The organism is Pseudomonas trivialis, from assembly GCF_001439805.1.
GTDB lineage: Bacteria > Pseudomonadota > Gammaproteobacteria > Pseudomonadales > Pseudomonadaceae > Aquipseudomonas > Aquipseudomonas trivialis.
This window is the reverse complement of the sequence record NZ_JYLK01000013.1, coordinates 21,057-41,726: the sequence shown is the minus strand read 5'-3', so window position 1 is coordinate 41,726 and position 20,670 is coordinate 21,057. Positions and strand designations below refer to the sequence as shown.

At 63.8% G+C, this 20,670-nt stretch carries 14 protein-coding genes; 4 read left to right on the top strand and 10 right to left on the bottom strand.

Going from position 1 to position 20,670, the window contains the following annotated elements:
- The first annotated feature begins 64 nt into the window (after window positions 1–64).
- The 3 genes from TU79_RS18250 to TU79_RS18240 all read left to right on the top strand — a co-directional run bounded on the left by TU79_RS18250 (window position 65) and on the right by TU79_RS18240 (window position 1,853).
- The gene (locus tag TU79_RS18250) at window positions 65–355 is read left to right on the top strand and encodes a DUF5629 family protein (protein WP_057009296.1); all 291 of its coding nucleotides are present in this window, start codon (window positions 65–67) and stop codon (window positions 353–355) included.
- Window positions 342–1,517 (top strand): lactonase family protein, encoded by a 1,176-nt coding sequence (locus TU79_RS18245; RefSeq protein ID WP_057009295.1) that lies wholly within the window; start codon window positions 342–344, stop codon window positions 1,515–1,517. Before TU79_RS18250 ends, TU79_RS18245 begins: the two co-directional genes overlap by 14 nt.
- 156 nt (window positions 1,518–1,673) lie before the next feature.
- Window positions 1,674–1,853 carry a hypothetical protein gene (locus TU79_RS18240; RefSeq protein ID WP_057009294.1) on the top strand — a complete coding sequence of 60 codons (180 nt, stop codon included), beginning with the start codon at window positions 1,674–1,676 and terminating at the stop codon, window positions 1,851–1,853.
- Between the two features lie 36 nt (window positions 1,854–1,889).
- On the opposite strand, the gene TU79_RS18235 is transcribed toward TU79_RS18240, so the two are convergent.
- The 10 genes from TU79_RS18235 to TU79_RS18185 all read right to left on the bottom strand — a co-directional run bounded on the left by TU79_RS18235 (window position 1,890) and on the right by TU79_RS18185 (window position 15,269).
- Window positions 1,890–2,483 (bottom strand): glutathione S-transferase, encoded by a 594-nt coding sequence (locus TU79_RS18235; RefSeq protein WP_057009293.1) that lies wholly within the window; start codon window positions 2,481–2,483, stop codon window positions 1,890–1,892.
- Window positions 2,480–6,118, bottom strand: a complete 3,639-nt coding sequence (locus TU79_RS18230; protein ID WP_057009292.1) for an AAA family ATPase — start codon at window positions 6,116–6,118, stop codon at window positions 2,480–2,482. The genes TU79_RS18235 and TU79_RS18230 overlap by 4 nt, the downstream gene beginning before the upstream one ends.
- Entirely contained in the window at window positions 6,115–7,356 is a 1,242-nt protein-coding gene (locus TU79_RS18225) for an exonuclease SbcCD subunit D C-terminal domain-containing protein (protein WP_057009291.1), read from the bottom strand. The genes TU79_RS18230 and TU79_RS18225 overlap by 4 nt, the downstream gene beginning before the upstream one ends.
- A 430-nt stretch (window positions 7,357–7,786) precedes the next feature.
- On the bottom strand, window positions 7,787–9,427 hold the full coding sequence (locus tag TU79_RS18220; RefSeq protein WP_057009290.1) for a BatD family protein: 1,641 nt from the start codon (window positions 9,425–9,427) through the stop codon (window positions 7,787–7,789).
- Window positions 9,424–11,157, bottom strand: a complete 1,734-nt coding sequence (locus TU79_RS18215; protein WP_057009289.1) for a tetratricopeptide repeat protein — start codon at window positions 11,155–11,157, stop codon at window positions 9,424–9,426. The genes TU79_RS18220 and TU79_RS18215 overlap by 4 nt, the downstream gene beginning before the upstream one ends.
- Window positions 11,154–12,242 (bottom strand): vWA domain-containing protein, encoded by a 1,089-nt coding sequence (locus tag TU79_RS18210; protein WP_057009288.1) that lies wholly within the window; start codon window positions 12,240–12,242, stop codon window positions 11,154–11,156. The genes TU79_RS18215 and TU79_RS18210 overlap by 4 nt, the downstream gene beginning before the upstream one ends.
- Complete coding sequence (locus TU79_RS18205; RefSeq protein WP_057009287.1) at window positions 12,235–12,729, bottom strand: DUF4381 domain-containing protein; 495 nt, start codon at window positions 12,727–12,729, stop codon at window positions 12,235–12,237. The genes TU79_RS18210 and TU79_RS18205 overlap by 8 nt, the downstream gene beginning before the upstream one ends.
- Window positions 12,726–13,658, bottom strand: a complete 933-nt coding sequence (locus TU79_RS18200) for a DUF58 domain-containing protein (protein WP_057009286.1) — start codon at window positions 13,656–13,658, stop codon at window positions 12,726–12,728. Before TU79_RS18200 ends, TU79_RS18205 begins: the two co-directional genes overlap by 4 nt.
- A 5-nt stretch (window positions 13,659–13,663) precedes the next feature.
- On the bottom strand, window positions 13,664–14,623 hold the full coding sequence (locus TU79_RS18195) for an AAA family ATPase (RefSeq protein WP_057009285.1): 960 nt from the start codon (window positions 14,621–14,623) through the stop codon (window positions 13,664–13,666).
- Window positions 14,624–14,915: 292 nt separating this feature from the next.
- Entirely contained in the window at window positions 14,916–15,269 is a 354-nt protein-coding gene (locus tag TU79_RS18185; RefSeq protein WP_057009283.1) for a hypothetical protein, read from the bottom strand.
- Between the two features lie 494 nt (window positions 15,270–15,763).
- Here TU79_RS18185 and TU79_RS18180 point away from each other — a divergent pair, with 494 nt between their 5' ends.
- Window positions 15,764–20,632 carry an NAD-glutamate dehydrogenase gene (locus TU79_RS18180; RefSeq protein WP_057009282.1) on the top strand — a complete coding sequence of 1,623 codons (4,869 nt, stop codon included), beginning with the start codon at window positions 15,764–15,766 and terminating at the stop codon, window positions 20,630–20,632.
- Window positions 20,633–20,670 lie beyond the last annotated feature (38 nt).

The window sequence follows — 20,670 nt, the reverse complement described above, 5'->3', positions numbered from 1 at the left end:
CCACCCTCCCGGCGGTAAAACTCGCCTATCATGTGCACCTTCCTTTTCAGATGACCGATTCGTAATGACTGCCGACAACCTCGCCACCGTCCTCACCACCACCGACATGCTTGAGATCGACGGGTTGCACGCCTTCGACTTTGAGCTGTCAGAGCAAAAGCTGCAGATCACCGCCATGGACGGCCGTGCTGAAAAGCGCTGGACGTTCAGCCTGGAGCAGGTCGAACAGGCCACCTTTGACCAGACCCTGCAAAGCTGGACCCTGACCGGTGACTCGGGCGAGCATCGCCTGATCTGCATGAGTGCGATCACCGGCAACAATAACGAAGAGGACGACGAGCATGATGATGCGTAAATTCTGGCCGCTGCTGATGGCGGGCAGTGTCGGTGCGATGTCGGTGCAGGCTGCACCGGCCGACACCCACGACCTGCTGGTGGGCAGCTACACCGCCGGCAGCAGCGAAGGTATCTACCGCCTGCAGTTCGACAGCCGCACCGGCCAGTTCACCGGTAAACCGGTGCTGGCGGCCAAGGCGGCCAATCCGTCCTGGCTGACCCTTTCCAGGGACCAGAAGCGTCTCTACGTGGTCAACGAAAATGGCCCGGGCCAGCAGGACGCGGTCGGGCGCGTCAGCGGCTACAGCATTGACCCGCAGAACCATCAGCTCAGCCTGATCAACCAGGTGCAGAGCCTGGGCAACGAGCCGACCCATTCCAGCATCGCGGCTGACGGGCGCTATCTGTTCGTTGCCAACTACTCGGTACTGGAAGACCCGGGTGGCAGCCTGGCGATTCTGCCGCTGGACGCCAGTGGCAAGCTGTCGGCACCGGTGCAAATGAGCGGGCACCCGGCCAGTGGCGTGAACCCTGAGCGCCAGGCCTCCAACCATGTGCACTCGGTGGTGGCATCGCCCGATGGCAAGTACGTGTTCGTGCAGGACCTGGGGGCCGACAAGGTGTTCGTCTACCGCTACGACCCCAAGGCCAATCACGAACAGCCTTTGACCCCGGCCAAGCCGGCGTCGGTGCAACTGCCGGCGGGCAGCGGTCCGCGTCATCTGTTGTTCAGCGCCGACGGCAAGCATGCCTGGCTGACCACCGAGATGAGCGCCCAGATTGCGGTGTTCGATTACCAGGACGGCCAGCTCACTCAGACCCAATTGCTCGATTACGCCACCGGCCAGCCGGTGACCGACAAGGCCGGTGCCGCGCTGCATGCCTCCAACGACGGCAAGTTCCTGTACGTGAGCAATCGCGGTACGGCCAATGAGCTGCTGGTGTTCAGCATCGACCCGGCGACGGCGCACCTCAAGCAGATTCAAAAGCGTTCCGTCGAAGGCGACCATCCGCGCGAATTCAGCCTCGACCCGAGCGGCAAGTTCGTGCTGATTGCCAACCAGAAGAGCAATGAAATCGTGGTGGTCGAACGCAACCCGGCGACCGGCCTGCTGGGTAAAACCGTGCAGAAACTGGCGATTGACGCGCCCAGCGACCTTAAGTTTCTGCTGCCTCAATAAGCCACAGGCCCCGCAATGCGGGGCCTGAGCCGTTCCATTAATGCTGTTAATAGCGGCTAGTGTTTCAAAGCATTTCTAAGGTTCAACCCTCGGGCGTAAGTTGAGTCCCAAGGCCTTCCCCGGCCATTCAACCAAACGAACACGAGGGTTACCGCCATGAACTTGAACCTCTTCTCCATCATCGCCGCGTCTGCTGTTTCCGCCACTGTTGCCTTGCCGGCGGCCGCCAGCGTGGAAGTCACACACACAAAATCCCGCACCAGCGCCTACACCCAGAAGTACCTGCAACAAAGCGCCAACTTCTATGCCGCCCTCGATCACAGGACCCTGCGATAAGCTTGAACTGAGCTTCCACATTTGATGGTGTTGAACTCAGGGTTTGGCCATTACCGCTACAAACAGCGGTGATTCCACAAAGCGCTGCAGCCAGGTTTGTAATCGGGTATAGGGCGTACTGGCGAACCACTCGCGATCCACATGGGCAAACTGGCGCACGAACGGCGCCAGCGCCACATCTGCCAGGCTCAAATGATCGGCCAGCAAACAGCGACGCTCCGTCAGTAAATTTTCCAGCGTCTGCAGGAATACCTCACCCTCGGCCCGATAATGTTCCATCGGATGCTGCGGGTAACGCTCGGCGTACTTGTATCGATTCAAATGATGTTTGAAGTTCTGGTCATTCTCGGCGATCAACGCCAGCACCGCCGGATCGCCGTCCAGCAGCCAGTCATCCGGGTCGTGCTGCGCCAATGCCCACTGCATGATCGCCAGGCTTTCATCAATCACTCGGCCCCCCACGCTCAGCACCGGCACCGTGCCCTTGGGCGACAGCGCGAGCATGTCGGCCGGCTTGGCCTTGAGGCTCACTTCGACGATGCGCACCGCCACCTCGGCGTAACGCAACGCCATGCGAGCGCGCATCGCATAGGGGCAGCGCCGGAACGAATACAGCAGCGCCTCGCTCACTTGACCTCCAGGGTACTCAAGCCGTTGCCCTGACGCTTGACCTGGATCTGCACGGGGATGCGCTCGTGCATCTCCTGTACATGGGAAATCACCGCCACCTTGCGGCCCTGGGCCTGCAAGCCGTCCAGCGCGTCCATCGCCAGTTGCAGCGACTCCGGGTCCAGGCTGCCGAAACCTTCGTCGATAAACAGCGACTCGATCTTCAGCGTGCTCGACGCCATTGACGCCAGCCCCAATGCCAGCGCCAGGGACACCAGAAACGTCTCGCCGCCGGACAACGAATGCACCGAGCGCAGTTCGTCGCCCATTTCAGTGTCCATTACCAGCAGGCCGAGCATGCTGCCGCCGCGCTTGAGGCGGTAGCGGCGCACCAGTTGGCGCAACTGCACGTTGGCGTGGTGCACCAGCAGGTCGAGGTTGTAGGCCTGGGCGATCTTGCGGAAGGTGTCGCCGGTGGCCGAGCCGATCAGTGCGCTCAGGCGTGCCCAGCGCTGCCATTCTTCATAGGCCTGGGCGATTTGCGCGGCCAGTGCGCTGTTGGCCGCCTGACGGCGCTGGTCTTCGGACTGCCGTGCGCGCAGCTCTGCGCACTGTTTCTCGGTCTCGCCCAGTTGCTGGTTGAGGGCGGCAAGGCTGTTGTCCAACTGTTCTGCTTCGAGGTTGCCGTTGTGCAGGGCCTGGTGTTCGGCCAGGCGCTGTTCGCGCTCATGCAGCAACACCCTGGCTTGCCCGAGGGCTTTTTCGCTGGTCTGCACCTGCTGACGCAGTTCACTGAGTTGGGCATCATCGAACGCCAGCAAACGCGTGAGGTGTGTGTCATCCAGCTCGGGATGCCGTGCGCGCCACTCGCTCAAGCGCGTGTCGAGTGCCTGTTGTTCGCTGTGCAGCGCCGACTGACGCTCCTGGCGGGCCTTGAGGTCGGCCGCCAGTTGGATCAGTTCGTCGTGAATAGCCTGCACCTGTTGACTGGCCTCGGCTTCGCTCTGGCGCGATTGCACCACCGCCTGTTCCAGTTGCTCTTGCCAGTGCTCGGCGCTGGTGTAGTCCCCCAGCAAAGTACCGAGTTTTTCCTGAGCGGCCTGTTGCTGCGTCGTCAGCGCGTTGAATTGCTGGTTGAGCGCGTCGAGCTGTTGCTCACGGTGTTGCTGATGGGTGTGCTCTTTTTCGATGGCCTGCTGACGCGCTTGTTGTTCGGCCAGTTCGTCGCGTTGGTGGCGCAGTTGCTCAAGCCGCTGGCTGACGTGCTGGTCGAGCAGCATGAAGGTTGCTGCCGGATCGCTGCGCAAACCGTCGAGGGTTTCGGCGGGCAACAGGTTGGCGAAGGCGTGCAATTCCTCGTCCAGGCGTTCGCGGTCGTTGGCCAGCTCGCGTTGCTGGTCGAGCATCAGTTGGCGCGCTTGCTGGCTCGCTTGCTGGGCGCTGTTCAGCTGCTGTTGCAGGCGCCCGGCATTCTGTTGCAGGTTGAGCAGTGCGGCCTGGCGCTGTTCGTCCTGGCCGATGCTCTGAGTCAGCTGGTTGAGTTGCTGGCCCAGCCAGGCGCTGCGTTTGGCCGCTTCCTGATTGAACAGCGAAGCCGACAACGGGTGCGCTTCAAGGCTCGGCTTGAGCGCGGTGTGCTGGGCGGCCAGGTGTTCCTGTTGTTGCAAAAACTCTTTCTGCTGGGCGATCAGTCCACCGACTTCACCGCGCAGTTCGGTGAGCTTTTCCTTGAGCGTGTCGACGACCTTCTGCGCCGTGGCCTCTTCGGTTTCATCGTGACGGCCCAGGCTGTGCAGCAACGCTTCGGGCTGGTGATACGGGTGTTCAGGGCTGCCGCACACGGGGCAGGGCTGGTCATCCTGTAACTGTTCACGCAACTCCTCGACGCTGGCACTGCGCGCCAGGCGTTGGCGCTCCAGCAGCTGCCGGGTCACGGTGAGGGTCTGTTCGGCCACCGCCAGTTCGGCCTTGGCTTGCAGGCCGGCCTGGTTCAGTTGCTCGCGTTGTTGCGCGGCATCGGCGAGCTTCTGCGTGAGGGTGGCGGCTTGCTGGTCCAACTGTTGCTGGCTGTCCCACAGGCGCGTCAGTTCTTCGAAGGCGCGCTGCTGCTTGCGATTGTCCTGCAGCAGGCTGGCCAGCAGTTGCACCTGTTCCGCTACCGCGTGGGGTTCGGCACCGGCCTCCTGAAACAGCAGGTCCAACGCTTCGCGCTGCTCGGCGAACGCCTGTGCAGTGGCCGTGGCGCGCTGCTCCAGTTGGGGCAATTCGGCCTGGCCTTTGCTCAGGCGGTTGCCGATCAGCATCAACTGTTGCAGGCGGTCGCGGTAGGCGTTCCAGGCGTCGCTCAGCGGGGCGAGGCTGGCGCTGCGCTCAAGCTCCGCGGCCAGGCGTTGCAGGCGCTGTTCGACGTCGGCGTGTTTGTCCTGCATGGCTTTGAGCCGGGCCTGGCCTTCCAGGCAGGCGCTTTGCTGCTGGTGTTTTTCTTCGGTGCGCCTGGCGAGGTCGCGGGTCAGGTGGGCGAGGGTGCTTTGCTCTTCGACGGCCTGGCGCAACAGCGGCGCAGCGTCGGCCTGGTTTTTTACAGCCTGGGCCACGGCGCTGTGCGCGCTGGTTTGTTGCAGCTGTGCCTGCTGCTGGCGGGTCTGCAGCGCGTGTTGCTGTTCAATATGCTGCTGAATCTGCGCCGCCAGTGGCGGGAGCAAGGTACTGAGTTCGGCCTGGCGTGCAAAATGGTGTCGCTGCGGCGCCAACTGCTCCAGGTGATTAAGGTCCTGGCGCAGCGGGGCTTGGGCTGCCCAGGCCTGCTCGTCGCGCTGCAGTTGCTGCGCCGCATGTTGATAGCGCTCTTGCCACTCGCGCAGTTCCTTGAGCCAGGTGTGCTGCAACTCCAGCTGCCTGAGCTGAGCCTGCCGGGTTTTAAGCTGTTGTTGCGCCTCGCTCAGTTGCTGGTCCAGTTCGGCGCGGGCCTCGGCGGTCAGCGGGACAATGCCGGTGGCTTGATCCTGCAACTGCTTGTGCACGTCTCGCGCGTCTTTGGTCTTGTCGAAGGCACGGCGACCAAGCTGGGTGTACAGCGCGGTGTCGGTGAGCTTCTCCAGCAGCTCGCTGCGCTCGTTGTCGTTGGCCTTGAGGAACGCACTGAACTCGCTTTGCGCCAGCAACACCGCACGGGTGAACTGCTCGAAGTTCAGACCAAGGGCCAGTTCCAGCTGAGTTTTGTATTCGGTTTTCTGGCTGGCCAGCACCTGATCGCTGTCCAGGTCGAGCAGGCTTTGGCGACTGTTCTGCAGTTTGCCGCTGGCCTTGTCGCGGGCGCGGTTGGCCTCCCAGCGCGCGCGGTAGCGACGGCCGTTGACGCCGACAAAATCCACTTCGGCATACCCGCCGCCGGTGCCGCGACGAATCAGTGTGCGCGGGTCGCCGATGGAAATATCGGTGTCGGCATCGGGCATTTTCGCCTGCCCGGTGTCGCCCAGACGTGGCACCGCGCCAAACAGCGCCAGGCACAAGGCATCGAGCAGGGTGCTTTTACCCGCGCCGGTGGGGCCTGTGATCGCAAACAGGCCGGCACTGGCCAGCGGCTCGGCGGTAAAGTCGATTTCAAACGGACCTGCCAATGAGGCAAGGTTTTTCAGGCGGATGGCAAGAATCTTCATGGCTGTTGCTCCTCCTGTTGCACTTCCTGGAGCAGCACGGCGAAGTCCTTGAGGGTCTGCTCGTCCACTTCACTGCCGTAGCTGTCGTGCCAGGCGCGGCTGAACAATTCCTGGGGCGTGAGCTGGTCGAGTTCGATCAGCCGCGCGTCATCGTTGTCGTCCTGGCCGCGCTTGCCAGCGTATTCGGCGGCGATGCGCACCAGGCGCACGGCCTTGCCTTGCAGGGCGGCTTCGATTTGCTGGCGCAGGTCCGGCTGCGGCTCATCCAGGCGCACCCGCACTTCAAGCCAGGGGTGGCGCTGGGTTTCGGCGAGCAGGTCGACGTCGGGCAAATCTGCCAGGGCCTTGAGAATGTCAGCCAGCGGTGCGGCGTCCAGGCGCTGCAGGTTGACCGAGCGCGGGATCAGCAGCGGTTCGACGCTGACCAGCCTTTCGCCCTGGAACATCACGTCGAGAATCTGGTGTTTGTAGCCGATCTCGGAAAACGACAGTGGAATCGGCGAGCCGCTGTAGCGAATGCGCTCTTCGCCGTTCACCTTTTGTGGCTTGTGCAAATGACCGAGGGCTACGTAACCGACACTTTTATCGAACAGACTGGCGGGCAGCGCCTCGGCATTGCCGATGATCAGGCTGCGCTCGGAGTCTTCGGACACCGAACCGCCGGCCATATGCGCATGGCTGATGGCAATCAGCGCCTGGCCTTTTTTGCGCTTGGCGTTGGCGGCGGCGATCAACCATTCATGCACTTGGCCGATGCCGCGCAGGTAGTCGTCGCCCAAGTGCGCGCCAGTGACTTCCGCCGGGCGCAGGAAGGGCAGCGCCAGGCACCAGCCGGCAATCTTGCCTTTGGCATTGGTCAAGGGGATCAGCAGGCGCTCGGCATCCAGTTGCCCGTCATCCAGCCACAGCACCCGGCCCAGCGCATGGGTACGCAGACGGCGCATCAACGGCGCGGGCAACTCGATGCGCGAGCCGGAGTCATGGTTGCCGGCGATCATCACGATGGTCAGTGCGGGGTTTTGTTCGTGGGCGCTGATGATGAAGTCATACAGCCGCTCCTGGGCCTTGAGTGGCGGGTTGACCGTGTCGAAGATATCGCCGGCGATCAGCAGCACGTCAGGGCTGTGGGTCTTGAGCTGGGCCAGCAGCCAGTCCAGGAAACAGGCGTGTTCGAAGTCGCGTTCCTGGCCATGGAGGTTTTGGCCCAGGTGCCAGTCGGAGGTGTGAAACAGACGCAAGGCGAACTCCGTGGAGAAGAGGGAAAGGAGGGGAGTTTACCTGCAAAAGCGCGGGCTATGCCTGCAACCGACACAGTTCAAGGGTGGGAGGGGCAAGCCACTCTTATCAAACACAAAATAACGGGCTGCTTTAGAACCGGAAATCTCACCCTCCCTGTGGCGAGCGGGCTTGCCCTAATGCCGTTCAGTTAAGGAAAATGTGTGGGCTTATTGTGGCGAGCGGGCTTGCCCCGCGTTGGGGTGCGAAGCGCCCCCAATCGAGCAAAACGCGGTGTACCTGATACGGCTCAGCGCCTGGCTTTGGGGCTGCTGCGCAGCCCAACGCAGGACAAGCCTGCTCGCCACAGGGAATCTGCGCTTAACTGAACGGCATTAGGGCTTGCCTGCTCGCCACAGACAAACCCACCCACATGAGTTTTGGGTGTGTCGGTTATTTGGGATAAAGCGGCGGCAAGCTGGTGCTGTCCGTTGTTGGGTCCTGCTCGCGGTCCGCTATCGGAATGGCTTTCACCGCGCGCCACAGGTCTTCCCCCAGCCAGTAATGGCCTCCTTCGCTGTACAGCGCGCCATTCAACCCATCCAGCGCATCCGATAACGGCACAAAGCGCGCAGCCATCTCGGCCAGGGTTTCCGGTTGCTGGCGGGCCCAGGCGTCCAGCGCCTGGCGCGTGGCCTGGGGGTCGTTGGCCTGGGTGGCGCGCTTGAGGTCGTCGAGCAGGCTGCGCGGGCTCGGGCCGGTTTGCGCAGCACGCAGCACGGCCGGCTGCGAGCGGGCGCGCCACCACAGGCCGAAGCCGAGCAGGGTGGTGCAGGCCAGCAGCAGGGTGCTTAACTGCCACAGCCACAGACGGCTGTCGTCCGGCGCGGTGATGATGGTCGGCGTGGCGGGCGTGTCCACCACCAGGCTCGGGTTGTTGGCCACTTGCAGGGTGCGGGCGGGGAGGCTGGTGCGCTCAAGGTGGTCTTCGTGGGTGTTCCACCACACCACTTCCACCGGCGGCAGCTCCAGCGTTCCGACCCGGTTGGGTACCAGGGCCTCGCGGTCTTCGCGGCTGCCGACCAGACCACGGTCACTGTTCTGGTTGCCCAGCACCGGCTGGTCGGGGTAACGACGCAGGCCCGCGATGTCGGTGCTGGGCAGGGCCGGCAGTTGCGCGCTGGACAGTCCTTCGGCCTTGACCGTGAGGCTGCGGGTCAGCGAGTCACCCACCTGTACATGCGCAGGCTCCGGGTTCCAGCTTTCCGTGAGGGTCAGGCTGCGCGCCGGTAACCAGGGCGTATCCGCCGGGTACAGGGCGGGTTTGGGCTTGACCGTCAGCAGCATGGGCGCGGAGCTGACGTGGATCAGCTTGCCCGGCTTGGTGCCTTGCAGGGTGTTCTCCTGCGCCGGGCGCGACTCCACCAGTGTTGCGCTGAAGGTCTGCGCGGGAATCTCCACGGCGCCGCTGCGCTGCGGGTAGAGGGCGTAGCGTGTTTCGATCACGCCATGGCGGATGCTGTTGATGACTTTCTCGTAGGTGCGCGACTCGCCCAGTTGCTCGATGCGCGCATCCGGGATCTGCAATGGCGTAAGGCTGCTGTCGTCATACAGCGACACCGAGTGGTACACGCGCACGGTCAACAGCACCTGAGCCTGCACGTACGCGGTGGTCTGGTCGAGGCTGGCCTGCACAAACACGGGCGCAAGCTCGGCGCTGGTGTTCTGGCTGGCGGTTTCCATCACTTGCAGGGTGATCGGCTGGGTCGTGTACTCGCCCACCTGCAGCGGCGGGATCACAACCTCGCCGTTCTCCTTGGGCAACAACGTGATGATCCAGCGCGTGGTCGCGTGGTTGTCGCCGCCCAGGGTGGTGAGCTGGTTGATCTGGCGCGTGCCGCTGACTTCGAACTGCGCGTCCAGGGGCGACAGGTCGGGCTTGCCGAATTGGGTGACGTCGCTCGATTCCACCGTCAGTTCCACCGTTTCCCCGGAGTTGAGGCGGCTGCGGTCGACGCTGGCGACCAGGCTCGCCGCCTGGGCGGGGCCTGCCGTCAGCGCGAGCAGAAGCAGAAGGGTGGTGCGGCGGCTCATCGCGTCTTGTCCTGATGCTGTTGCTGTTCGTACCAGAATTTGCGCCGCAGCAGCTCGCCGGGGTTGTCCGGAATCTGCCGCAGCCATTGTTCCAGGGCCTGGCGGTGTTCGCCGTCAAGGCTGGCGTCATTGGCGCTCAGCGGCGGGGTGGTGGTTTGCTCGTCGCCCAGCTCGCTGCCCGGTACTTCGTTGCTGCCGGACTTCGCCGGCGTACCCGGCCGGGTGTCGCCGGTCTGGCCCTGACCCTGGGACGATTGCTCGCCGCCGGTGGCCCGTTGCCCGTTGTCGCCCGGTTGCGCAGTTTGGCCGGGTTGGGTGGTTTCGTCATCTTCGTTTTTTGCAGGCTCTGGCGGCTCGGGGGGCGCCTGCTGCTGCATCAGGGCTTCGACCAGCGCCTTGTTTTTCAGCGCCGGTTGCAGGTCCGGCTGTGCTTCCAGGGCCTGGTCGTAGGCATCGATCGCCGCTTCCAGCTCGCCGGAGCGGGCCAGGGCGTTGCCTCGGTTGTAGTGGGCGCTGGCATCAGAGCCCTGGGCAAAACGCTTGATGGCCTCGGCATAGTTGCCCGCCTCATACAGCGCCACGCCTTGCCACTGCGGGTCGGTAAAATGCTCGGCGGCTTCGGCGGGGCGTTGTTTTTGCAGCAACTGCTGGCCTTGCTGGTCGGCGCGCAGCCACAGGTCCTGCAACTCAAAGGCATAGCTGGGCTGCGGCGCGGCCATCAGCAGCAGCGGCAGGCAGAACAACCAGCCACGCCGACCGGCGCAGGCGGCCAACAACAACAGCGGCAGCAGCAGCCAGTAACCCTGGTCGGCCCAACTGTCGAGGTGCAGCAACTGGCCGTCGCTGCGCACGGTTTGGGGTGGGTCCAGCACGCCGAGCTGGCGCAGGTCCTTGTCGTCCAGACGTGCCGCGCGGTAGCGGCCGCCCATCTCGTTGGCGAAAGCCTTGAGGGTCGGGCTGTCGAGCCGCGGGATCAGGATCGCGCCTTGTTCGTCCTTGAGGAACTCGCCGCTTTCCTGGGTCACCGGTGTGCCTTCGCGGCTACCAATGCCAAGGATCGACAGCGCCGGTGACGCGTTGCTCTGCAGCAGCAGCCGGATGCCCTGGCGCTCCTGTTTGGACAGCGACGAGCCGATCAACAGCAGACGCCCCTGACCGAGGCCGCCGTGCTTGAGCAGTGCCAGGGCCTTTTCCACGGCGAGGTCGGCGCGATGGCCGGGCTCGGGCATGATCGAGGGGCGCAGGGCTTCGAGCAGGTTGCGGCTGGTGCCGAGGTCGTCCGACAGTGGCACCAGGGTGTGGGCGCTGCCGGCGTACACCACGATGGCGGTTTGCGCATCGCTGCGCGCCTGCAGCAAGTCATACAGCTTGCGCCGCGCCTGTTCGAGACGATTGGGCGGGCTGTCGGTGGCGAGCATTTGCGGGGTCAGCTCCAGCAGCACCACCAACGGGTCGGCAGGCTTCTGGCTGGTTTGTTCCACGCGTTGCCAGCTGGGGCCGAGCAAGGCCAGCACGGCCAGCAGCCACGCCAGGCCCAGCAGCACCCACGGCGATTTGCTCTCGCGCCCGTTGCCGCCGCTGAGCAGCACGGCATGGAACGCCGGCGGCAGGATCATCTGCCAGCGCCCGGCGCGTTTTTGCCGGTGCCACAACTGCCACAGCAGCCAGCCAAGCAGCGGCAGCAGCAACAGCCATCCGGGACGGAACCAGTGCGGCCACAGATCGATCATCGACGCCTCCGCAGACGCAGGCGTTTGAGGCGCTGACGCCATTCGGGGCGCTGCGGCAGGAACATCCCCCGGCTCGGCAGTTTGCTCAACAGCCGTTGCAGCGCGTTGTCGGGCCAGCGTTCCTGGATCACCAGCAGCATGCTCAGGATCAGCGCCAACGCCAGCGGCCCGCTGTACAACGCCTGGGCCGGGCGGGCCTGGGTGGGTTGCTGTTCGACCGGTTCGAGGCGGTCGAGGGTGTCCTTGACCTGTTGCAGTTCCTCGCCATCCCGGGCGCGGAAATACTGGCCGCCGGTGGCCTGGGCGATGGCCTTGAGCGCCGGTTCGTCGAGGTCCAGGCTCGGGTTGACGCCGAGAATGCCCAGGGAGCCGGTCTGCTCGGGGTCGGCGCCGATGCCGATGGGGTAGATCTTCACGCCTTCCTCGGCTGCCAGGCGCGCGGCGGTCAGCGGGTCGATCTGCCCACCATTGTTGGCGCCGTCGGTGACCAGAATCAGCACGCGGCTCTGTGCCGGGCGCTGGCGCAAACGCTTGAGGGCCAGGCCAATGGCGTCGCCGATGGCAGTGTTCTTGCCGGCGATGCCGATACGCGCTTCGTCCAGCCAGGTGCGCACGGTGCGCCGGTCGAATGTCAGCGGCGCCTGCAAATAGGCCTGGCTGCCGAACAGGATCAGCCCGACGCGATCGCCTTCGCGGCCTTGCAGGAAATCGCCGAGCAAATGCTTGACCAGGGTGAGGCGACTGACGTCCTCGTCTTGCCAGTGCATGTCGGGAAAGTCCATGGAGCCGGACACGTCCACCGCCACCAGCAGGTCGCGGCCACTGGCGGCAATCGGCAGTGGTTCGCCGAGCCATTCGGGGCGGGCGGCGGCGGTCAGCAGCAGCAGCCACAGCACCACGAACGGTGCTTGCTGGCGCCAGCCGGGCAGGTTGATGCGCGCGCGGCGTCGGGCCAGGCCTTCGAGGTCCTCGAGGTAGCTGACTTTGAGTGTCGGCTCGCCGCTGTCGGCGATGGGCAGCAGCAGCCGCATCAACCAGGGCAACGGCAACAGGGCGAAGATCCACGGCCAGGCGAACTCAAACATGTTTGCGAATCCAGGTGTCGACGGCCTGGGTGAGGCCAGCGATGGCCTTGTCGTCGAGCTTGCATTCGGGCTTGTAGGCGCCTTCCACCAGCACCATCCAGCGTGTGAGGCCGGCAGCCGGGCAGCGGTTGTCGAGGAACGCCAGCCATTTGCGGCCGTTAAGGGTGTGGCTCTGGCTGTAGGGGTAATCGTTGCGGCACAGGCGCTTGAGCAGGCCGTTGAGCTGTTGCAGCCAGGCACCGGCGGGGGCGCCGTCGTACGGTTTGGGCATCAGGGCCAGCTCGGCGAGGGCGGCGATGCGCAACGGGTCCAGCGGTTGCTCGGCGCGGGCCACGGGGCGGCGAGTGGGCAGCCAGCGACGTGCCCACCACAGGCCCCAGCCGAGCAGCGGCACTGCCAGCAGCAACAGCCACCAACCCGGCGCGGGCGGCCACAAGCCGATGGGCGGCGGAGTGATCAGCGGTTGCAGTTGGTCGAGGCTGCTCATTGTTTTTTGACCGGGCGTTGCGGGTTGAGGTATTCGCGCAGTTGCTCGACCATTTCGCTCTGGGTGCTCAAGGGCATCAACAACACCCGCAGTTTCTGCGCGAGCCGTTCCCAGCGGGCCGTGCGCGCCTCGGCCTGGGCCTTGTAGGCCTGACGCAGGTCGACGTTGAGTGTGTCCAGCTCCAGTTGCGCACCGCGTTGCGCGAACCTGAGCAGCCCGGCCGCGGGCAGGGCGTGGTCGAGCGGGTCGGAAATCGGCAGCAGCAGCAGGTCGCAATGGCGCGACAGCAGGCTCAGTTGTTGTTCGGCGCCTTCGGTGAGGGCGCGCTCGTCGCAGATCACGATGCCCAGGCTGCCAGGGCGTAAAACCTCGCGGCCACGGCGCAGGGCCATGCCCAGGGCGTCGGCTTCCGGCAGGCTTTCGGTATTCAGGCTCTGGTTGACGTGCACCAGGCGGTTGAGCAGTTGCAGCAGGCTTTGCTTGCTGCGTCGCGGTTTGATTTCGTAGTGCTCGCGGTCGCCGAACACCAGCCCGCCAACGCGGTCGTTATGCCCCAGCGCGGCCCAGCCGATCAGGCTGGCGGCCTGCGCCGCCAGCACCGATTTGAACATCTGCCCCGAGCCGAAAAACAGCCGGCAGCTTTGCTCCACCATGATGAAGATCGGGCGCTCGCGCTCTTCGTGGAACAGCTTGGTGTGCGGTTCCTGGGTGCGTGCGGTGACGCGCCAGTCGATGGTGCGCACATCGTCGCCGGCCTGGTACACGCGCACCTGATCGAAGTCGACACCGCGCCCGCGCAGCTTGGAATGGTGCAGGCCCATCATCGGGCTGCGCTGGCCGGGCGTGGAAAACAGCTGAACTTCGCGCACGCGATGCCGCATCTCGATCAGCTCGCTGAGCGTGACGCGGATCCCGGCGCTGGTGTTCATCGGCTTCAAGCGACGGCAACGACGTCGAGAATGCGTTGCACCACACGGTCCTGGTCGATGCCGGCGGCTTCTGCTTCGAAGGACAAGATGATGCGATGGCGCAGCACGTCGAACAGCACTGCCTGGATATCTTCGGGGCTGACAAAGTCGCGACCGGCGAGCCAGGCGTGGGCACGGGCGCAGCGGTCGAGGGCAATCGAGCCACGGGGGCTGGCACCGTAGGCAATCCATTCGGCCATTTCCGTGTCGAACTTGGCCGGAGTGCGCGTGGCCATCACCAGTTGCACCAGGTATTCCTCCACCGCATCGGCCATGTAAAGACCGAGGATTTCCTTGCGCGCGGCGAAGATCGCCTGCTGGCTGACGCGGCGTTCGGGCTTGGTTTCACCGTTGAGCGCTTCGCCGCGCGCCTGTTGCAAGATGCGCCGCTCCACGGTGGCATCGGGGAAGCCGATCTTGACGTGCATCAGAAAACGGTCGAGCTGGGCTTCGGGCAACGGGTAGGTGCCTTCCTGCTCGATGGGGTTTTGCGTGGCCATCACCAGAAACAGTGGCGACAGGTCGTAGGTGCTGCGGCCCACGCTGACCTGGCGCTCGGCCATGGCCTCGAGCAAAGCCGACTGCACCTTGGCCGGCGCCCGGTTGATTTCGTCGGCCAGCACCAGGTTGTGAAAGATCGGGCCTTGCTGGAACACGAAGCTGCCGGTTTCCGGACGATAGATCTCGGTGCCGGTGATGTCGGCGGGCAACAGGTCGGGGGTGAACTGGATACGATGGAACTGCGCTTCGATGCCTTCGGCCAGTTCTTTGATGGCCTTGGTCTTGGCCAGGCCCGGTGCGCCTTCCACCAGCATGTGGCCGTCGGCCAACAGCGCGATGAGCAGACGCTCGATGAGTTTTTCCTGGCCGAGAATCTGCGTGGAAAGAAAGGTTCGCAGCGCAAGCAGCGCTTCACGATGTTCCATCGATGACGGTTCCTGGGAAGAAGGACCTGGGTGTTATGAAAGCAGCCAAGGCCGGGGGCGTCTACTTTAATGCATCGCAGGGGGCGGCGACTAACGGCGTAACGGGTATTTTTGGCAAAACTTGTAGGATTTTTGTGTGGCAAGCCCAAATTGGGTTGAACACACTTTCTGTTGTGAGCACCGTCCGTGTGGCAGCTGGCTTGCCTGCGATACCAGTGACTCGGCGTGTCAGCCAGGCCGGGTTGGTGCCATCGCAGGCAAGCCAGCTCCCACATTTGAGCGTTGACACCCTTTAGAGTCGGGTGAAGGTGCCGGTGCCCTTGAGGATGTTCTGCAGGGTTTCTTCGACTTCTGCCAGGTCCGACGCAGCCGTGGCGTGCGTGATTTGCAGTTGATCCTTGCCTCCCAGTGCATCGACGTCGCCGGCAGCCACCTCGACCAGTAAGGTCGTGGCGCCCAGGGTGACCTTCAACCCATCCAGGGTCGATGGCTCGTAGTCCCACGTCAGTTCAACCTCATCCTCATCCGGGTAACGGGTCAGCATGAACATCTCGCCGCTCTTGCCGTGGCAGCACAGCATGGCCATGTTGTCTTCCTCGTCGTCGCACGGGGTGGCCATCAGGGCGTCGGTTTTCAGTTGCAACATGGTGGGCAATCCTGTCTGGAAGCGGGGCGGTATGCGGTCAATTGTGCCATTGCGGCGAATTTTGTGCTGCACGCTGTGTCACACCCAGTGCATGACCTGACAGCGTGAACCGGTCATTTCCGGTACTCGCTCACGGGGGAATAGCCGGTTATTTTGCCGGAAAGTACAGATTGTTCGTATCGCAACCCCAGCCCTGCTTGCCGATGACCGAATATGTCGCAGCACCGCAAGCAGGCGTCTTTCCACACTCGTAAGCTGCGCAACGGGTGTGCCCTGGCCGGGCGTCTGACCTGCCCGTCGTACCGTCATCCGGCTGTGGTTCATCCAGTGGAAGTTGTATGTGACCTGACTGTCTTGTCCAGCTTCACCCACCTGTCACCCTGATTCGTTTATGGTGCTTGTCATCGTTACCCACGAACAGAGCTGACGGTCTCCCCGCACGGGGATAACACGCGACGCTTCCATCAATAACAAGCCCAAGCGGAGTACCACAGATGGCGTTCTTCACCGCAGCCAGCAAGGCCGACTTCCAGCATCAACTGCAAGCGGCACTGGCGCAGCACATCAGCGAACAGGCACTGCCACAAGTGGCGCTGTTCGCCGAGCAATTCTTCGGCATTATTTCCCTGGATGAACTGACCCAGCGTCGCCTGTCCGACCTGGCCGGTTGCACCCTGTCTGCCTGGCGCCTGCTTGAGCGCTTTGATCCCGCGCAACCGCAAGTGCGCGTTTACAACCCCGATTACGAACGTCATGGCTGGCAGTCGACCCACACCGCGGTCGAAGTGCTGCACCGTGACTTGCCCTTTCTGGTGGACTCGGTGCGCACCGAGCTGAACCGCCGTGGCTACAGCATTCACACCTTGCAGACCACCGTGCTCAGCACCCGTCGTGGCAGCAAGGGCGAGCTGCTGGAAATCCTGCCCAAGGGCACCCAGGGCGAGGGCATCGAGCAAGAGTCGCTGATGTACCTGGAAATTGACCGCTGCGCCAACGCCGCCGAACTGAACGTGCTGAGCAAAGAGCTGGAGCAGGTACTCGGTGAAGTGCGGGTGGCGGTGGCCGATTTCGAACCGATGAAAGCCAAGGTCCAGGACCTGCTGGCGGGTATCGACGCCAGCCAGTACGCCATCGACGGCGAAGAAAAAGCCGAGATCAAGAATTTCCTCGAATGGCTGGTGGGCAACCACTTCACCTTCCTGGGCTACGAAGAATTCGTGGTACGTGACGAGGCGGACGGTGGTCATATCGAATATGACGCCAGCTCCTTCCTCGGTCTGACCAAACTGCTGCGCGCCGGCCTCAGTGCCGACGACCTGCGCATCGAAGATTACGCCGTGGCCTACCTGCGCGAGCCGACCGTGCTGTCGTTCGCCAAGGCGGCGCACCCAAGCCGCGTGCATCGCCCGGCCTACCCGGACTACGTGTCGATCCGCGAGATCGATGCTGACGGCAGGGTCCTCAAGGAACACCGCTTCATGGGCCTGTACACCTCGTCGGTGTACGGCGAAAGCGTGCGGGTTATCCCGTATATCCGCCGCAAGGTCGCGGAGGTCGAACGCCGCTCGGGCTTCCAGCCCAAGGCGCATTTGGGCAAGGAACTGGCCCAGGTCGTTGAAGTGCTGCCCCGTGACGACCTGTTCCAGACCCCGGTCGACGAGCTGTTCAGCACCGTGATGTCGATCGTGCAGATCCAGGAGCGCAACAAGATCCGCGTGTTCCTGCGCAAGGACCCGTACGGGCGCTTCTGCTACTGCCTGGCCTATGTGCCGCGTGACGTCTACTCCACGGAGGTGCGGCAGAAAATCCAGCAAGTGCTGATGGACCGCCTGAAAGCCTCCGACTGCGAGTTCTGGACCTTCTTCTCCGAGTCCGTGCTGGCCCGTGTGCAGCTGATTCTGCGGGTTGACCCGAAGAACCGCCTGGACATCGACCCGCTGCAACTGGAAAAGGAAGTGGTGCAGGCCTGCCGCAGCTGGCAGGACGACTACGCAAGTCTGGTCGTCGAAAGCTTCGGCGAAGCCCACGGCACCAACGTGCTGGCGGATTTCCCGAAAGGTTTCCCGGCGGGCTACCGTGAGCGCTTTGCCGCCCATTCGGCCGTAGTCGACATGCAGCACCTGCTCAGCCTCACCGAAGCCAACCCGCTGGTGATGAGCTTCTATCAGCCGCTGGGCCAGGTTTCCGGCCAGCGCGAGCTGCATTGCAAGCTCTACCACGCCGACACCCCGTTGGCGCTGTCCGACGTGTTGCCGATCCTGGAAAACCTCGGCCTGCGCGTGCTGGGTGAATTCCCGTACCGCCTGCGCCATGCCAATGGCCGCGAGTTCTGGATCCATGACTTTGCGTTCATCGCCGCCGAAGGCGTGAACCTGGATATCCAGCAGCTCAACGACACCCTGCAGGACGCGTTCGTGCACATCGTGCATGGCGACGCCGAGAACGATGCGTTCAACCGCCTGGTGCTCACGGCCGGCCTGCCCTGGCGCGACGTGGCGTTGCTGCGTGCCTACGCGCGTTACCTCAAGCAGATCCGCCTGGGCTTCGACCTCGGCTACATCGCCAGCACCTTGAACAACCACACCGACATCGCCCGCGAGTTGACCCGGTTGTTCAAGACCCGCTTCTACCTGGCGCGCAAGCTCACCGCCGATGACCTGGAAGACAAGCAGCAGCGTCTGGAACAAGCGATCACCAGCGCCCTGGACGATGTTCAGGTGCTCAACGAAGACCGCATCCTGCGGCGCTACCTGGACCTGATCAAGGCCACCCTGCGCACCAACTTCTACCAGACCGACGCCAACGGCCAGAACAAGTCGTACTTCAGCTTCAAGTTCAACCCGCACGCGATTCCCGAGCTGCCCAAGCCGGTGCCGAAGTTCGAAATCTTCGTCTACTCGCCACGGGTTGAAGGCGTGCACCTGCGCTTTGGCAACGTCGCCCGTGGTGGCCTGCGCTGGTCCGACCGTGAAGAGGACTTCCGCACCGAAGTACTCGGCCTGGTAAAAGCCCAGCAAGTGAAGAACTCGGTGATCGTGCCGGTGGGCGCCAAGGGCGGCTTCCTGCCGCGCCGCCTGCCGCTGGGCGGCAGCCGGGACGAGATCGCGGCCGAGGGCATCGCCTGCTACCGCATCTTCATCTCCGGCTTGCTGGACATTACCGACAACCTGAAGGACGGCGCACTGGTGCCTCCGGCCAACGTTGTGCGTCACGACAACGATGACCCATATCTGGTCGTGGCGGCGGACAAAGGCACGGCGACTTTCTCCGACATCGCCAACGGCATCGCCATCGACTACGGCTTCTGGCTGGGCGATGCGTTTGCCTCCGGCGGTTCGGCCGGTTACGACCACAAGAAAATGGGCATCACCGCCAAGGGCGCCTGGGTGGGTGTGCAGCGTCACTTCCGCGAGCGCGGCATCAATGTGCAGGAAGACAGCATCACCGTGGTGGGCGTCGGCGACATGGCCGGTGACGTGTTCGGTAACGGCTTGCTCATGTCCGACAAGCTGCAACTGGTCGCGGCCTTCAACCACTTGCATATCTTCATCGACCCGAACCCGAACCCGGCCACCAGCTTCGTCGAGCGCCAGCGCATGTTCGAGCTGCCGCGTTCGGCCTGGACCGACTACGACACCAGCATCATGTCCGAAGGCGGCGGCATCTTCTCGCGCAGCGCGAAAAGCATCGCCATCTCGCCGCAGATGAAAGAGCGCTTTGACATCAAGGCCGACAAGCTGACCCCGACCGAGCTGCTCAATGCCTTGCTCAAGGCACCGGTGGATCTGTTGTGGAACGGCGGCATTGGCACTTACGTCAAGGCCAGCACCGAAAGCCATGCCGACGTGGGCGACAAGGCCAACGACGCCTTGCGCGTCAACGGCAACGAGCTGCGCTGCAAGGTGGTGGGCGAGGGCGGCAACCTGGGCATGACCCAGCTGGGTCGTGTGGAATTCGGCCTCAATGGCGGCGGTTCCAACACCGACTTCATCGACAACGCCGGTGGCGTCGACTGCTCCGACCACGAAGTGAACATCAAGATCCTGCTCAACGAAGTGGTGCAGGCCGGTGACATGACCGACAAGCAGCGCAACCAGCTGCTGGCGAGCATGACCGACGAAGTCGGCCATCTGGTGCTCGGCAACAACTACAAGCAGACCCAGGCTTTGTCCCTGGCCGCGCGCCGTGCCTACGAGCGTGCCGCCGAGTACAAGCGTCTGATGAGCGACCTGGAAGGCCGTGGCAAGCTGGACCGCGCCATCGAGTACCTGCCGACCGAGGAGCAGCTCACCGAGCGCGCCGCCAACGGCAAGGGGCTCACCCGTCCGGAGCTGTCGGTGCTGATTTCGTACAGCAAGATCGACCTCAAGGAAGCGTTGCTCAAGTCCCAGGTGCCGGATGACGAATACCTGACCCGTGACATGGAGACCGCCTTCCCGCCGAGCCTGGTGGCCAAGTTCTCCGAGGCCATGCGTCGCCACCGTCTGAAGCGCGAGATCGTCAGCACCCAGATCGCCAACGACCTGGTCAACCACATGGGCATCACCTTCGTGCAGCGCCTCAAGGAGTCGACGGGTATGAGCCCGGCGAACGTGGCCGGTGCGTATGTGATCGTGCGTGACATTTTCCATCTCCCGCACTGGTTCCGTCAGATCGAAGCGCTGGACCATCAGGTGTCGGCCGATGTGCAACTGGAGCTGATGGATGAGCTGATGCGCCTGGGCCGCCGCGCCACGCGCTGGTTCCTGCGCAGCCGTCGCAACGAGCAGGACGCTGGCCGTGACACCGCACACTTCGGTCCGCATCTGGCCGCGTTGGGCCTCAAGCTCGACGAACTGCTGGAAGGCCCGACCCGCGAAGGCTGGCAGACCCGTTACCAGGCCTACACCGAAGCCGGCGTGCCGGAATTGCTGGCGCGCATGGTGGCAGGCACGACCCACCTGTACACCTTGCTGCCGATCATCGAAGCCGCCGATGTCACCGGGCACGACGCCGCCGAAGTGGCCAAGGCCTACTTCGCCGTCGGCAGCGCCCTGGACCTGCCGTGGTACCTGCAGCAGATCAGTGATCTGCCGGTGGCCAACAACTGGCAGGCCCAGGCCCGCGAAGCGTTCCGCGACGATGTGGACTGGCAGCAACGGGCAATCACTATCTCGGTCCTGCAAATGGCCGACGCACCGCAGGAAATGGAAGCCCGCGTGGCCCTGTGGCTTGAGCAACACCAGGACATGGCCGATCGCTGGCGCGCCATGATGGTGGAAATCCGTGCTGCGGTCGGCACGGACTACGCCATGTACGCGGTGGCCAACCGTGAATTGCTGGACCTGGCGTTGAGTGGTCAGTCGGTGCTCCAGCCGGCGTGATCAGGCAGTAAGACAAAGCCCCTGCATCGTGAGATGCA